This window comes from Paenibacillus filicis, from assembly GCF_038070315.1.
GTDB classification, from domain to species: domain Bacteria; phylum Bacillota; class Bacilli; order Paenibacillales; family NBRC-103111; genus Paenibacillus_G; species Paenibacillus_G filicis.
Window position 1 is genome coordinate 159,530 of record NZ_JBBPCC010000011.1, and the last position, 14,568, is coordinate 174,097.

At 50.4% G+C, this 14,568-nt stretch carries 15 protein-coding genes and 1 tRNA gene; 12 read left to right on the forward strand and 4 right to left on the reverse strand.

The window, feature by feature from the left end:
- The first annotated feature begins 168 nt into the window (after positions 1-168).
- A complete protein-coding gene (locus WMW72_RS18040) occupies positions 169-813 on the forward strand; it encodes a glycosyltransferase (protein ID WP_341416918.1) in 645 nt (214 codons plus the stop codon).
- Positions 814-912: 99 nt separating this feature from the next.
- On the opposite strand, the gene WMW72_RS18045 is transcribed toward WMW72_RS18040, so the two are convergent.
- Both WMW72_RS18045 and WMW72_RS18050 read right to left on the reverse strand, forming a co-directional pair.
- Positions 913-1,626, reverse strand: a complete 714-nt coding sequence (locus WMW72_RS18045; RefSeq protein ID WP_341416919.1) for a DUF421 domain-containing protein — start codon at positions 1,624-1,626, stop codon at positions 913-915.
- Positions 1,627-1,926: 300 nt separating this feature from the next.
- Positions 1,927-2,199, reverse strand: coding sequence for a hypothetical protein (locus WMW72_RS18050; protein ID WP_341416920.1), 273 nt, complete (start codon positions 2,197-2,199; stop codon positions 1,927-1,929).
- A gap of 234 nt (positions 2,200-2,433) precedes the next feature.
- Here WMW72_RS18050 and WMW72_RS18055 point away from each other — a divergent pair, with 234 nt between their 5' ends.
- The gene (locus tag WMW72_RS18055; RefSeq protein ID WP_341416921.1) at positions 2,434-2,871 is read left to right on the forward strand and encodes a hypothetical protein; all 438 of its coding nucleotides are present in this window, start codon (positions 2,434-2,436) and stop codon (positions 2,869-2,871) included.
- 493 nt (positions 2,872-3,364) lie between these two features.
- A tRNA-Val gene (locus WMW72_RS18060) sits at positions 3,365-3,437 on the forward strand.
- Positions 3,438-3,461: 24 nt separating this feature from the next.
- Here WMW72_RS18060 and WMW72_RS18065 read toward each other — a convergent pair.
- Positions 3,462-3,671 carry a hypothetical protein gene (locus WMW72_RS18065; RefSeq protein ID WP_341416922.1) on the reverse strand — a complete coding sequence of 70 codons (210 nt, stop codon included), beginning with the start codon at positions 3,669-3,671 and terminating at the stop codon, positions 3,462-3,464.
- Positions 3,672-3,978: 307 nt separating this feature from the next.
- Between WMW72_RS18065 and WMW72_RS18070 the strand changes: the two genes are divergently transcribed.
- From WMW72_RS18070 to WMW72_RS18110, 9 genes are all read left to right on the forward strand, one after another.
- Positions 3,979-5,199, forward strand: a complete 1,221-nt coding sequence (locus WMW72_RS18070; protein ID WP_341417003.1) for an MFS transporter — start codon at positions 3,979-3,981, stop codon at positions 5,197-5,199.
- A gap of 43 nt (positions 5,200-5,242) precedes the next feature.
- Positions 5,243-6,181 carry a carbohydrate ABC transporter permease gene (locus tag WMW72_RS18075; protein ID WP_341416923.1) on the forward strand — a complete coding sequence of 313 codons (939 nt, stop codon included), beginning with the start codon at positions 5,243-5,245 and terminating at the stop codon, positions 6,179-6,181.
- Positions 6,182-6,241: 60 nt separating this feature from the next.
- Positions 6,242-7,030: a carbohydrate ABC transporter permease gene (locus WMW72_RS18080; RefSeq protein WP_341417004.1), complete on the forward strand. Its 789-nt coding sequence runs from the start codon at positions 6,242-6,244 to the stop codon at positions 7,028-7,030.
- A 142-nt stretch (positions 7,031-7,172) separates the two neighbouring features.
- The gene (locus tag WMW72_RS18085) at positions 7,173-8,525 is read left to right on the forward strand and encodes an ABC transporter substrate-binding protein (protein ID WP_423227565.1); all 1,353 of its coding nucleotides are present in this window, start codon (positions 7,173-7,175) and stop codon (positions 8,523-8,525) included.
- Between the two features lie 78 nt (positions 8,526-8,603).
- Complete coding sequence (locus WMW72_RS18090; RefSeq protein WP_341416924.1) at positions 8,604-10,433, forward strand: cache domain-containing sensor histidine kinase; 1,830 nt, start codon at positions 8,604-8,606, stop codon at positions 10,431-10,433.
- Positions 10,426-12,048, forward strand: a complete 1,623-nt coding sequence (locus tag WMW72_RS18095) for a response regulator transcription factor (protein ID WP_341416925.1) — start codon at positions 10,426-10,428, stop codon at positions 12,046-12,048. Before WMW72_RS18090 ends, WMW72_RS18095 begins: the two co-directional genes overlap by 8 nt.
- A 30-nt stretch (positions 12,049-12,078) precedes the next feature.
- Entirely contained in the window at positions 12,079-12,804 is a 726-nt protein-coding gene (locus WMW72_RS18100) for an SDR family NAD(P)-dependent oxidoreductase (RefSeq protein ID WP_341416926.1), read from the forward strand.
- A 30-nt stretch (positions 12,805-12,834) separates the two neighbouring features.
- Positions 12,835-13,473 (forward strand): ThuA domain-containing protein, encoded by a 639-nt coding sequence (locus WMW72_RS18105; protein WP_341416927.1) that lies wholly within the window; start codon positions 12,835-12,837, stop codon positions 13,471-13,473.
- A gap of 10 nt (positions 13,474-13,483) precedes the next feature.
- Complete coding sequence (locus tag WMW72_RS18110; protein ID WP_341416928.1) at positions 13,484-14,248, forward strand: SDR family NAD(P)-dependent oxidoreductase; 765 nt, start codon at positions 13,484-13,486, stop codon at positions 14,246-14,248.
- A gap of 83 nt (positions 14,249-14,331) precedes the next feature.
- Here WMW72_RS18110 and WMW72_RS18115 read toward each other — a convergent pair whose 3' ends face one another.
- Complete coding sequence (locus tag WMW72_RS18115; RefSeq protein ID WP_341416929.1) at positions 14,332-14,526, reverse strand: DUF6199 family natural product biosynthesis protein; 195 nt, start codon at positions 14,524-14,526, stop codon at positions 14,332-14,334.
- Between the last annotated feature and the right edge of the window lie 42 nt (positions 14,527-14,568).

A 14,568-nucleotide genomic window follows, 5' to 3' on the forward strand; every position in this document is an offset into this window, starting at 1 on the left:
ATAAAGGGACTTAAAAACCATTTTATGTAAATTAGTTTTTACAATATTTAATTATAATCAAATTTATCGGGGATACGAATGATTGCTCTCGAGGCGAATAGTTTTTTTGGGATTTGTTTAAACTACAACCAGTCCGTCCCAATTAACAAGCTAGAAGAGGAGACATTCATGAAGAACAAATTTCTATGGTCGCTGGTCGTCATTATGGGCCTCTCGTTTGGTGTAGGATCCGTACAAGGCTCGGCCAACGAGGGTACATCCGCAACATGCTGGAGTCCAGCCAAGGTACAACTGCAAAGCCAATTAAGGAAGCTCTGGATTGACCATACCGTGTGGACCAGCCGCTATATCGTAAGCGCCGTTGCTGGATTACCGGATCAGAAGCTTGTCTTGGACAGGCTCCTTAAAAATCAGCAAGACCTGGGCGATGCGATTAAGCCGTATTATGGAGAACAGGCAGGCAATAAGCTGGGTGAGCTGCTGAGAGAGCATATTCTCCTCGCAGGGAAAGTAGTTGATGCGGCCAAAAGCGGCAACCAGGCGAATTTAAACAAATACAATAAAGAATGGTACCGAAATGCCGACGATATCGCGAAGTTTCTGAGCGGGGCTAACCCCAACTGGTCACAGAAGGATCTTCAGGACCTATTATATATGCATCTGAAGTTTGTGGCCGATCAGGCGACCGCAAGGATCAAAAAAGATTGGAAAGCGGATATCGATGCCTTCGATCAAGGCGAGGATCATATTCTGAAGCTGTCCGATACGCTGGCAGAAGGGATTATCAAGCAATTTCCAGATAAGTTTAAATGAGCAGAGCGGACAAGCTGAATAGTTGGACTTGAGTAAATAGGGGTCATACTTAGCCCGTGTTCTTCGTTAGGAGGAGCATGGGCTTTTGTATGAAAAGGATCAGTTTTCTTGATCGATGGGTCGCTTTAGGCCATCGTCATAAAAGTCGAGGATCAGCTTGCCGCTTGTACTTTTGACCGCATAAAAAACGTCATCAATCCGCTTCTTTCTTTTGTCTAATTCGGTCTCGAGCCATCGTTGCGACACTTCATGCTGGGTCAGATTCTCCTTGATGAGTTGGCCATCCATAATCAATTCGATGGGGAAATTTTTCGTACTCTTGGCGCTCCTATGTAAATCCTCAAGGGTCACATTCCGGTACTGCGGTTTCTTTAACACCGACAACTTTCCGTTATCCTCCATGACCGCATATTCGACTTCCTCGATGTCGAAGATATCTTTCTCTCGCAGCGACTGATTCAGCGCATCCAGCGAACACTTGATCTTTTTCATATTTTGCTCGAGAATTTTGCCTCCTTCGATTAAGATCGTCGGTGAACTCGTAATCCATTTTCTCGCTTTTCTGCTCTGGAGGGACAGCACCGAAATACCAAAGGATATGGCCGTAATCACAGCCAAAGATATAAAGAAGTGCGCGGATTGGATTTTCACATTAAACGCGAGGTTAGCCGCCATCGAACCTAATGTTATCCCCGTTACAAAATCGTGAAACGTCATATTGGATAGCATCTGTTTGCCCAATATCCTCGCAATAATCAACAGCATCGCGAAAGCAGCGATAGTTCGGAAAAAAGTGTAAATATACTCATTCATGGGATGTACTCCTTGTCCACAGGAATTGCTTTTAAGATCTAGTTTTCCCTCGTTTCTTTCTTTAAACACAATCCTTAGGAAAACTTAGGAAAACAATCAACGATTGCGAGTTAGCACGTGGCCGTTGGGAGGGGGAGCTGAAGCCTTTAGGAGTGATGATGCATATTCGACTGTGGCTTGTGGGGCTGCCCGGCAGGTGCGGCTGCTCCAGTTGTTCTAGGATCTTGCCTTCCGCTCCCATATATGTTTTTTGACAGTGAATGTGTGAAATACGCGGTACATAAACAGCTTCGCCGGCCTTCAGATATCTGGATTGGAGATATGATGATTCGCTACTTCCAGAGTGGTAGCCGGGATATTATACCTATGACCAACGGAATCTAAGGATTCTCCCGCTTGGGCTTGATGTTGAGCGAAATACAGGTTGCTCGGATCTTCTTCGCTTCGGAAAAATGGATAGTAAAACGGGGAGAAGAAGTATGGAAACAGGAAGCGACCCGGGAAGAAAGGATGCGGGAAGGGCCGGAACGGGGGACGAAAACCAAAGCCACCACGCGTAAATGCGCGATTCATTGAACAAAACCTCCATGTTGTAAATAGCGATGATATTTCTAAGTGGGAGGATGATGGGTACAATATCATCACTCCTTCCTAACGTTCTATAGTATACTACCAATTAATTAATTCCGGAAGTTTTATGTATTTTTTAGTAATATTTAACTATTTACTACCATGGGTATTACTGGTATATTAGTATATAAATGCTAGGCGCCTGCATTTATCATACAAACGGAGGTAGGAGAATACGTGAAAACTGTAAAACGACGCTTAGGTGTACTTTTATTTGCACTTGTCTTTATGCTTAGTTTATCATCGAGTGCCTTTGCTGATACTAATGTATTGTTGCTTCATCCAAACGGCACTACTGATAATCCGTATGTTATATCGTCCACAGGGACTAATGGATATACAGCGATATGGATTCAGCCTCCGACGACAACCCATTATACAATACAGATTAATTCAATTAATAGCTTCCCGAGTACAACTTACTATTATGTGCATCTAGCGCCACAAGCTTGGCCCGTAGGATCAACGCATGGTTTTCATGACATTCCACAATCCGTACTTAATAGTTTACCCAAAAATGAAGTTCTCAATATATCAGTAATTGCTTGGATAGATACAGGTGGAGGCGGTTGGTTGCCCAACGGTCTCGACAATCAGAAATTTATTGTCAGATAAAAATAAGTACCTCCCGAGTTAATCGGGGCTGATCCCGTAACGTGAGACAACTCAAAACACCTTCAAGAGAATGCTTCTATGTCGTAAGATGTGGAGGACAACTTGAAGGTGTTTTTACGTTAGCAAAACAAGAGTTAGTTACCGTTGAATTTATGAACGCCGTTAGACAGGCTGGTGTAAATGTGAGCGAGATTCTGGAGGTGGTTTGAAACCTTCAAGAGTACATCATTTACTATAACTCAATTCGTATTCAAACGAACTAGATAGCCATTCGCCGGTTGATTTCTAACGATTGGCCGCTTAACTTGCAAAGAATTTTGATCCCTGATTCACAAACGGGGGCCAGTCCCCCACAGTACCGACTAAGTTCTTTTTTATGCAGCTTGCCGTTTTCAATCAAGCCTGTTATAACATGGTTTAAGTCTTGACATATTCTAGGCAACTTGATATTATATTAATTATTCGAGCAAGGAACTTTATAGATTTTTAACTTGACTTGTTAGCTCAGCTGGGAGAGCACCATCTTGACAGGGTGGGGGTCAGTGGTTCGAGCCCACTACAGGTCATAAAGAAGAAGAGACTCTTGATAATCAAGGGTCTTTTTTGTTTGACAAAAACCAATTTGTTTTGCGGGTAATTGCAATTTTTCTGTTTATTATTACTCGCTTCTCTCTAGCAGAAGCAAAATATTTGATAACTTCTTTGTCTGGAAATCGTTCAAACAAGCTAAGATAATAAGAACCCGCATAGGTTTTTTCTTTTAAGTCACTGTAGATAGTTGAAGTCCTCCAGCTTATCATAAGAAGAAATTTCTCCTCGATAATCGATACTCCCCTTTTCTTGGGCTATACATTCCATAATACTCCTTGGATTGCAAAACAGACCCGTCGTCTGCAATGATGGGTCTTTTAATGATGAACTTTTGAGGACCCCCCAAAAAAAAAACCAAAAGTCAAAATACTACAATAGAAAATCAATATAGCGTCACAAGAGCGACCACTGTTTTCCCTATAATAAGGGAGAACACAAGGAATGAAGCAGCAAGAGAAGGGAGAGGTTTCAATTGGTTATTTTCCATCATCCGGCAGGAGGGGATGGCCGAGCATCATGAATACGGAGCAGAAGGCTAATCCGACGATGTATTCCGTCCTGTTTGCCGTGAGCATGGCCCATCTGATCAACGATGCGCTGCAGGCGGTCATTCCCGCCTCGTATCCGATCCTGCGGGATTCGCTTGGTTTGTCTTACACCCAGATCGGAATCATCACGTTTATTTTGTTTTTTTCTTCGTCGGTCATGCAGCCGTTCGTCGGGATGTATGCCGATGCCCGGCCGTCGCCCAGGCTGATGCCGATTGGGATGGCGATTGCCCTGCTGGGCATGGTCGGCATCGCGCTCGCACCGGGCTATGGGATGATGCTGCTGGCGGTTGCTTGTATGGGGATCGCCTCGGCGATGTTTCACCCGGAGGGATCGCGGATCGCTTACTTGGCCGCTGGTCCGCGTAGAGGGTTGGCGCAGTCGATTTTTCAGGTCGGCGGGAATTCGGGCAGTGCGCTGGCTCCGCTGATGACGGCGCTTATTTTCTTCCCGTTCGGGCAGATGGGGGCGATGTGGTTCACCTTGATCGCAGCAGTCGGTATTGCCCTCCAATGGCGCGTAGCGCGCTGGTACGGAGAGCAGCTTGCGCGGAGTCCGCGCAAAAAGCCGCAATCCGCTGCGCAGCCGCAGAAGGATACCGCCAGACGCGTACAATTCGCGATCCTGATCATTATTTTGATCGCCTTTGCCCGGTCCTGGTTCGGCTCCAGCATCACGAGTTATTTTTCATTTTATCTCATTGAGCATTTTCAGATGACCGTCCCGCAGGCTCAGGTGTATCTGTTTATCTACATGGGCGCGGGTATTATCGGCACATTCTTCGGCGGGGCGCTTTCGGACAAGATCGGGAGGAAAAACGTCATTCTGCTGTCCGTGCTGGGTGCAGCTCCGTTTGCCATCCTGCTGCCGCATGCCGGGGAGATGATGATTTATCCGCTGCTGTTTATCCTCGGACTGATCAATCACAGCAGCTTCTCTGTGACGATCGTCTACGTGCAGGAGCTGGTGCCCGGCAAAGTCGGCACGGTGTCGGGACTGATCACCGGTTTGTCCTTCGGGCTCGGGGCCATCGGCGCTGTGGCGCTTGGGGGATTGATCGACATGACGTCACTGACGCTGGTCATCACGGCCTGCTCGTTTATGCCGCTGCTCGGCGCGATCGGTCTGCTGCTGCCCTCCGACAAGGTTGTACGCGGGTGGCGGAGTCAAGCGGGGATTGGCGGGTAACGGCAGGGCCGTCCATACTATATTCTGATTCGGGGTGATCGCAATGAACTACAATTCTTCGGTCGCATCGGCTGAGAGGCCGGTTGTCCGGCGCCGTATCGGCTCGCTGCGGTGGATGGAATCGCTGACGGGGCTGCTGTTCGTAAGTCCGATGCTGATCGGCGTGACCGTGCTGACGTTAATGCCGATTATGGCGACCATCGTGCTAAGCTTTGCCGACTGGAACTTTGTCGCGGGTATTCAGGGACTCCACTGGGTAGGCTTCGATAACTTCCAAACGCTCGCAAGTGACGAAACCTTCCTGAAATCGATGAGCAATAACGCCGTTTTCCTGCTTACGGTACCGATTTACATGGCGATCTCGCTGCTGCTGGCGATCTTGATCAACAAGCACGTCTACTTGAAAAGCTTCTTCAAGGTCGCTTATTTCATGCCTTATATTTCAAGCGTAGTGGCCGTGGCTACGGTGTGGATGGTGCTGTTCAATCCGTCCTCCGGTCCGGTCAACCAATTTCTGACGGCGCTGGGTATGGAGAATCCGCCCAAGTGGATTGCCGATCCCGCATACGCACTGCCTTCCCTGATGATGGTGTCCGTGTGGGTTTCGATCGGGTTTAATATGATTATTTATATGGCCGGCTTGCAGAGTATTCCGAATGATCTGTACGAAGCGGCGTCCATTGATGGGGCCAACGGGTGGGTCCGGTTTCAGAAAATTACGCTCCCGCTGTTATCGCCGACGACCTTTTTCCTGCTCGTCTCCGGCATCATCGCGACCTTTAAGGTATTCGATCTCATTGCCGTGCTGACCAAGGGCGGCCCGCTGAAGTCCACGACGATGATGGTCTGGTATCTGTACGAGACGGCATTCATTAACTTGAAGATCGGGTACGCTTCTTCCATGGCGATGGTGCTGTTTATGTGCGTGCTGGCTATTACGCTGCTCCAGTGGATCGGACAGAAGAAATGGGTCAATTACTAGAGAGGAGGCAGGCCGGTGAAGGCAGCATATGATTTACCTAAGATCACCATAACGGTCATTATGTTTGGATTCAGCCTATTGTTTCTGATGCCGTTCTTTTGGATGGTCTCCGCATCATTCAAGCTGGAGGCGGAAGTGTTCAATTTTCCGATCCAATGGATTCCTGAGCACTGGAATGCTTGGCCCAATTACAAGGAAGTCTGGTTCGGCCAATATCCGTTCTATATTTATTATTGGAATTCCATTAAACTAAGCGTACTGACGACGCTGCTGTCGTGTACCATTTCCAGCCTCGCGGCCTATGGCTTCTCGAAGATTCAATTTCCGGCGGGAAAATGGCTGTTTCTGATCGTGCTTGCCACATACATGGTACCTAGCCAGGCCATTCTCATTCCGCAGTTTATTTTGTACCGTTCCATCGGGTTATTCGACAGCCATTTCGGATTGATTGTGCTCAGCAGTTTCAGCGTGCTTGGTACATTTATGCTGCGGCAGTTTTTCATGGGCATTCATAACGAATTTATTGAGTCGGCCAAGATTGAGGGAGCGGGGCATTGGAAAATATTTTGGCTGATCGCGCTTCCGCTGGTCCGTCCCGCAGTAGCGACTTATGCGATATTGCGGTTCATCTGGACGTGGAACGACTACCAGAACCCACTGATCTTCCTGCGCACTGACAAGCTGTATACGATTCAACTGGCGATGCAGAAGTTTTCGACCATCAACGGGGAATTTTACTCCTTGATCATGGCGGCTGCGGTATCGGCGATCTTCCCTCTGCTAATCGTGTTTATTATCGGGCAAAAAAGCGTCATCGAAGGCATTGCCTTAGGGGGAGTGAAGGGATAATCGTTCTGCACGGCCATGCATAGCGAATACAGAAAGGTCAAAATAGTAGATAGAAAAGTCAAGATTGTTTCATGGCTCCGCGTGAGCGGGTTGTTATAATGAGCCTATTATGAAAGCGCTATTATGATATGGAGGGGTTACATTGAAAAAGAACGCCTTAACCGTCATTGCATGCAGTACGCTCTCTCTAAGCCTGCTGGCCGGGTGCTCCGGCGGGATCACCGAACCCACGGGCTCCAAAGGTCCGGTGACCATCCGGTTTTTCACCCATGGTACGGAAAGCTTGTACAACTGGAGCCAGACGCTGCCGGCCTTCGAAAAAAAATATCCGGACATTAAGATCGAGCTCGTACAATTAAGCGAGAAAGGCGAGACGCTGGAGGCTAACCGGAAGCTGGACCTGGCTGCTTCGTCAGGCGAGGCGATGGATGTGCTCATGCTGTCCGATCCGGCCGGGTTCGCTCAGCGTGTTGCGATCGGGATGGCCGCTCCGATGGATGAATTCATCGCCAAGGAGGGTTTGAAGGTCAATGAGGAATACAAGGTCGATACGAAGTTCAAGGGTAAATACTACGCGCTGCCGACCAAGCTGAATCCATGGTATGTCGTGCTCAATAAGGACCATCTGGATCAAGCCGGACTTCCGGTGCCCAAGGATTGGACCTGGGATGAATTTATGGATTACGCCAAAAAGCTGACCAAAGGGGAAGGGCCGAGCAAGCGTTACGGTGCATTCTTCCACGGACCGACGGACGGCGGCTTTATGGAATTCCTGAAGCTGGAGCTCGGCAACCAGCCGAAAAACATGGAGTATCTGAAGGCCGATGGCACCTCCAATATGGACAGTCCGCTGTTCCGCAAGACGCTGGAAATTTTCATGAAAATGGAGAAGGAAGACAAATCGCTGACGCCTTATGCGGATCGGATCTCCCAGAAGCTGGCGTACCGTCCGGCGTTCTTTAACCAGAATGCCAGCATGGTGTTAATGGGCAGCTGGTTTACGGCTGAGCTCGGAGGAACGGATCAATTCCCGCTTAATTTTAACGTGGCGGTGGCTCCGTATCCGAAGAACGCACCTGGGGACCCTAGCGGATATGCGCCGTTTATTACCGACTATATGGCCATTGCGGCCAGTTCCAAGTATAAGGAAGAGGCGTACAAGTTTATCCGCTGGTATACGACGGAAGGGCAGATTGTGCAGGGCAAGCAGATTCCGGCTTGGAGTAAGGTGAAGTCCGATGAAATGGATAAAATCATCGACCTGATCCTGAGCAAAACGAAAAGCCCGGAAAAAGTGGACAAGGACTCGATCAAGAAGGTCGTGGCCAGCTTCAAATCCGGCGAGCAGGTGCCGCCGGTCACGTATCAGGCCGAAATAAACAAGGCGATTCAAGAGGAATTCGAGAAGCTGGTCTTCGGCAAGCAGGATATCGACGCGACGGTGAAAAACTCGCAGGACCGTGTACAGAAACTGATTGACACGAACAAAAAATAAACGGCTATAATAGAAGCGTCAACGGGGCCGGCGGCAGTGACAGTCACGGCTCCCTTGCATCATGAGGGAGGATCGCCTATGCGCAACGATTGGTCTAGCTTACTGCGGCCCCGCACGCTTCGCTTTAAATTAATGATCGCATCAATCGGATGTATTCTGATTCCGGCCTGTATTACGATTTTGATTTACAATTATTTAACACGAGACACCGTCAAGGAACAGGCGGTATCCAATGCCAACGAGTCGCTGAAGCTGGTGGACGGCTATGTCACGAATACGATGAAATTCATGCTGTACATCGCCAATTACATTCAGATCGATGCTGAAATTAACGCCATTCTGAAAAAAAACGCAGCAGGCACCCCCTACGAGGGCGAGGATGCCGACTACCAGCAGTTTACGGACGTTTCCAAAATCACAAGCAAGATCGGCAATATTACGGTCGTTGGGGAAAAATGCTTTGTAACCATCCTGCTGACCAACGGGATGTATTATACGAATTATCCGGCTTATGAGTATAATCCGAAGCTGATCTTCAAGGAGCCTTGGTTCGGAGAGCTGGAGGGATTAAACGGTTTTCAATCGTATTGGGTCGGCACCACGCCCACCTCGTTCCTATCGGAGAGGCTCGTCCGTAATGATTATCAGATTTCGGTAGCCCGGACGCTGCGCCAGGGCAGCCTGGAGATCTACGGCTACGTGATCGTGACGGTCTTGGAAAATCAGCTGAACCCGATCTTGAAGAATTTGTCGCCCGATCAGGAGACGCTGCTGCTGGATGCGTCGGACCGTGTTCTATCCCACCGGGACAGCCGTAAAATCGGCACTTACTTTCCTTATGTCAAGCAGGCACTTGAGGCGGGAGGCAAAGATATTATTGCGATCGATGCTGAGGACTACTTGCTCACAACCCGTCAGCTGGGTGTGACCAACTGGAAGCTTGTCTCGTTCTCCCCGTACAAGAAGGCCATTTTCAAGGTCGATTCGATTTTTAAGAAGATGTTTATCTTTCAGCTTGGCTCCTTTATCGTGTTTCTGCTGCTGCTGCTTTATTTGCTGAGAGCCTTTACGAAGCCGCTTGTTCGTCTGGGCCGGGTTGCGGCTACGGTGCGGCGGGGCAATCTGGAGGTCAGGTCGAACATCCGTGGGAATGATGAGATCGGCCTGCTCGGCATCTCCATCGACCAGATGCTGGACCGCATCAAGGATATGATCGCCGAGATTACGCTGACGCAGGCGCGCAAGCGCAAGGCGGAGCTGGCTATGCTGCAGGCGCAGATCAATCCGCATTTTCTGTTCAATGTGCTGAATTCGATCCGGATGAAAGTGATGGGACGAGGGGACCGGGATAGCGCCGAGATGATCAGCTCGCTATCCAAGCTGCTCCGGATGACGATCTCCCAGGACAAAGACCTCATTCCTTTCCATGAAGAGGTTGAAATCATCATCCATTACGTGCAGCTGATGGATATGCGGCAGAAGGAAAAGGTACATCTGGAGATCGATGTCGCTGCAGACGTGCTTATGCAGAAGGTTCCGCGGTTCTTCCTTCAACCGGTCATTGAAAACGCTCTCTTGCACGGGTTGAACCAATGCGCAGGCACAATCACTCTGAGGGCCTATGCCAACGAGCGGCAGTTTGTCATTGTTGTGGAAGATACCGGGCAGGGGATGGAGACGCATAAGCTGGCCGCTCTTCGCCAGAGAATGCTGACAGGCGCTATTGGAGCAGGGGAGGAACAGGAAGCAGGACAGCATCTCTCCAGCATCGGCCTCGCCAATGTGTGCGAACGGATGCGGATGACGTTTGGCGACGCTTTTGAGATGAAGGTGGACAGCGAGATCGGGCAGGGCACAACGGTGGCGATGTATGTGCCCAAGGAAGCGGAGGGGCGAAGCGATGTATAAAGTGATGCTGGTCGATGATGATTATCCTGTTCTGGAGCTGTTGTCCGGCGTGATAGATTGGCATAAGCACGGTATGCGGCTGATTGGCGTTCATGAGAATGGCGCCAGCGCGCTGGAAGCGTCCGAGCAGGAAATGCCCGACATCCTGATTACCGACATCGGCATGCCGAAGCTCAACGGTCTGGAGCTCATCAAGGCGCTGAAGGACCGCAAGCCGAACATCCGGGCGGCCGTCTTGTCCTGCCACAATGAGTTTCATTATGCCCAGCAGGCGGTCAAGCTGCACGTTCAAGACTATTTGCTCAAAGATACATTTGATCCGTCCGACCTGGAGAAGCTGCTCATTCAGTTCAAGGCAAGTCTGGAGCATGAGCAGAAGCTGGACATGGAGCAGACGAAGCTGCTGAGCCTCGTGGACCGCAGCAAGGAAATGATGAAGGAGAAGTTTATCCGTCATACGATTCATGAGCCGATCTGGGACCGGGTCAAATGGGAAACGGAGGCCCGGGCTTTCGATCTCGTGTTTGAAGGAGCGGCCTGCCTGCCCGTCATGGGTTTTATAACCGATTACAAGGGCGCTGTGAAGCGTTTTGGAACGGAAGAGACGTTAAGCTTCGCCATAACCAATATCATCATGGAAGTGCAGGCGAAGACGGGCTTAAGGACGGTTCATGCGAATTACGGAACCAGGACAAGCTTTATGCTTCATTTGTTTACCCCGTCGCTTAAGGTGAGCCCGTATGAGCAAGCGACCCGGCTCATGAGCGCTATCCAGCAGGAGATACGACGTACCTTGAAAATATCGATGAGCTGGCTCATCGGAGGTATTTGCAGCAGCCCGGAGGAGCTGAGGAGCGGTCTCAGAGGGCTGCTCGACAGTAAAGCGCAATGCTTCTACATGGAAGAGAGCGCGATCGCTAGACAAGCCGCCTCAGCTGCCGGCAAAGGGGATATTTTCGCCTTGTACGACCAGGCGAGCGAGCAGCTGCGGGAGCTGATTGTCGATAAGAAGGAAACGGAGCTGAAGCAAGCCGTCCAGTGGTGGATGGGGTATATCAGGGAGCAGATATGTCCGCCGGAAATCGCCAAGGATTGGGTACTGAAGCTGCTGCTTGACCTGAAGCTGAAGCTGCAATCACTGCAGTATTTTCGTTCCCATTATTCGATGGACGTGCTGCACAAGGATATTTTGGAAATCGGCACTTTATTCGAATTAGAGCGATGGCTGAACGATTGCTTCCGCAGCATCATGTCGTTGACCGGGGAGATCGCGGATCAAAGCAAATGCAAGTCTGTGCTTGATGCGCTGCAGTACGTCGCCGTCAATCTCGATAAACGCATCAGCTTGGAGGAAATGGCAGAGCAGCTTTATTTGAACCCGAGCTACTTCAGCCGTCTGTTCAAGCGGGAGACGGGAGAGACCTTCATCGAATATGTCACCCGTATGAAAATGGAGAGGGCGAAGGAGCTGCTGGACTTGACCCAGGAGCCGATGTGCGTCATCTGCGAATGTCTCGGATATGATAGCCAAAGCTATTTTATCAAAATTTTTAAAGCGTACAATGGGGCGACACCCGTGGAATACAGAAAGAAAAAGTCAATGCTGCAAGCCTAATGACAGGAGATATATCAGGGAGGAATAGCGATGACTAAACTAGCTTGTGTGACGGGAGCGGACAGAGGACTTGGCTTCGAGCTAACTAAACAATTGCTCGAGCAGGAATATACGGTATTCGCAGGGAAGTTTTTAAAGGAATGGGATTGGCTGGACAGGGCGGTCCCGGAACACGGCGGCAGACTAATTCCTATCGAGATGGACGTCTCCGACGATGAGAGCGTGAAGTCTGCGGGTAAGCTGATCGCTGAGCATACGGGGAAGCTGGATCTGCTGATTAACAATGCGGGAATCGCAGGAGGCAAGGATTACGAAATTTTCAGCGAGCTGGATCTTGGAGTATTTATGAAAATGTACAACGTCAACGCGCTCGGACCACTCCGGGTGACCAGTGCGCTAAGCCATCTGCTGATCGCAGGCGAGGATAAGCTGGTCGTCAACATTTCCTCCGAGGCCGGTCAAATCAATCAAACGTGGCGGGAGAGCTGGTATGGATACTGCATGTCCAAGGCAGCGCTGAATGTTCAGTCCAATATCGTCCATAACCAGTTAAGAAGCAAGGGCGGACGGGTGCTCGTCATCCATCCAGGCTGGATGAAATCGTATATGAGCGGTAAGCTGAATGAAAATGCCGATATTTCAGCCGCAGAATCAGCCGGCCATATCATCCATACGATTCAGCAGTATCAAAGCAGCGAGGAGATTTCGCAGCATCCGGCCTTCCTTGATTACAAAGGAACGGCCATGAGCTGGTAATCCATAGATATGACAAGGAGGCAGAAACCAATGACCAACCAAAGAAACGCCTTGCTGATAGGGGACGACACGAATGCCAGCTATCATCCGCTTGAGGCGGTGAAGCAGGAGATCATCGACGTGTTTCAAGGGCATCTGAACATTCATAGCACTGAAGACCGCACACAGCTTGAGCCGGAACAGCTTAGCTCCTATGATTTGTGCATCTCGTATACGGACAGCTGGAGAGTTCAAGTAACCCCGGCTCAAACGGCCAGCTTGCTTGCTTATGTAAGCGGGGGCGGAGGGCTGCTTATCATCCACAATGGCATCTCGCTGCAAGCCAGGTACGAGCTGACTCAGCTGGCTGGTGCCAAGTTTACCGGGCATCCGCCGTATGCTCCGCTTGAATTCACCCTTCCACCGGGTGGAGCGGATCACGAGATTATGCAAGGCATCCAGGCCTTTGCCATGGATGAGGAGCCGTACCGGTTCGACTTCGATCCGTTTACGGAGAAGACCGTTCTGCTGGAATATACGCATGAAGGGGCAAGCTGGCCTGCGGCTTGGGCACATCAGTATGGCTTGGGCCGTGTTGTTTATTTGATGCCGGGGCATCATGTGCATTCGTTCCTGCATCCCGAATATCGTAAGCTGATCCTGCAGAGCGGACAATGGGCCTGGAGGTGAGGGGGCAGGAATGAGGCTGCGGGATAAGGTCATCGTCGTTACCGGAGGCACCAGGGGCATCGGCAGAGGGATTGCGTTTAATGCGGCAAGCGAAGGAGCCACGACAGTTATCAGTGGCATCGACCCCGTAGAAGGCCGTCAGACCGCCGAGGACATCGCCAAGGCAACGGGCGCGACCGTTTACTTCTTGCACGGGGATCTTCGAAGCGAAGAGGCTTGCGAGCGCTTGATCGAAGTGACCGCCGCACGGTTCGGCCGGATTGACGGGCTGGTCAACAATGCGGGCATCTTTCCGCGGGGAACGCTGCTCGAGACGACGGAAGAGCTGTATGAAACGATCTTCGCCGTGAATATGAAGGCCCCGTTTTTTTGCTCCAAATATGCGATTGAGTCCATGATGCGCACCGGGGGCGGTTCGATCGTGCATATCGGCTCCATCCATGGGCATAAAGGATCTGAGGACCTCGCAGCTTACGCCTGCTCGAAGGGAGCGCTGCTCACCTTGAACCGCCACATCGCGGGGAATTACGGGAAATACGGCATCCGGTCCAACTGGATTACGGTAGGCTGGGTAGCGACGGAAGGGGAACTGGAGCTTCACCAGAGCAGGGGGGCCGATCTGCACGAGCTGCAAGAATTCGCGCGGACGCACATTCCTTCCGGCAGCATGCAGACGGCCGAAGATATCGCCCACGGCGTGATCTACCTATTATCCGATCAAGCGGCTCAGGTCACAGGCTCGGAGCTCAAGATTTCCGGAGGGCTCGGCGTCTGAGGAAGACCCGGTATTAAACGGCTTGAACAGGTTGGGGGAGTAAGAGAAAGAGGCCATGCTTGTCAGAGCATGGCCTCTTTCTCTTACCTGCCTCCCAGTATAAAAAAGAAAAACACAATCAGCACAATCGCACTGCTAATCCGGCTCATCAGGATATACGCATCGCTGGGCTCGGACTCGCCCTTGACCATCCATCCGTACCGCAGATACCAGCCGAACCTCGGGAAGGCAATGTTCAGAACGGCCAGCAGAATGAACAGAAAATAGAAGAAGAACATGCGCATCAGCTCCTTGATTTACTCTACGTCCGATAACGGTAA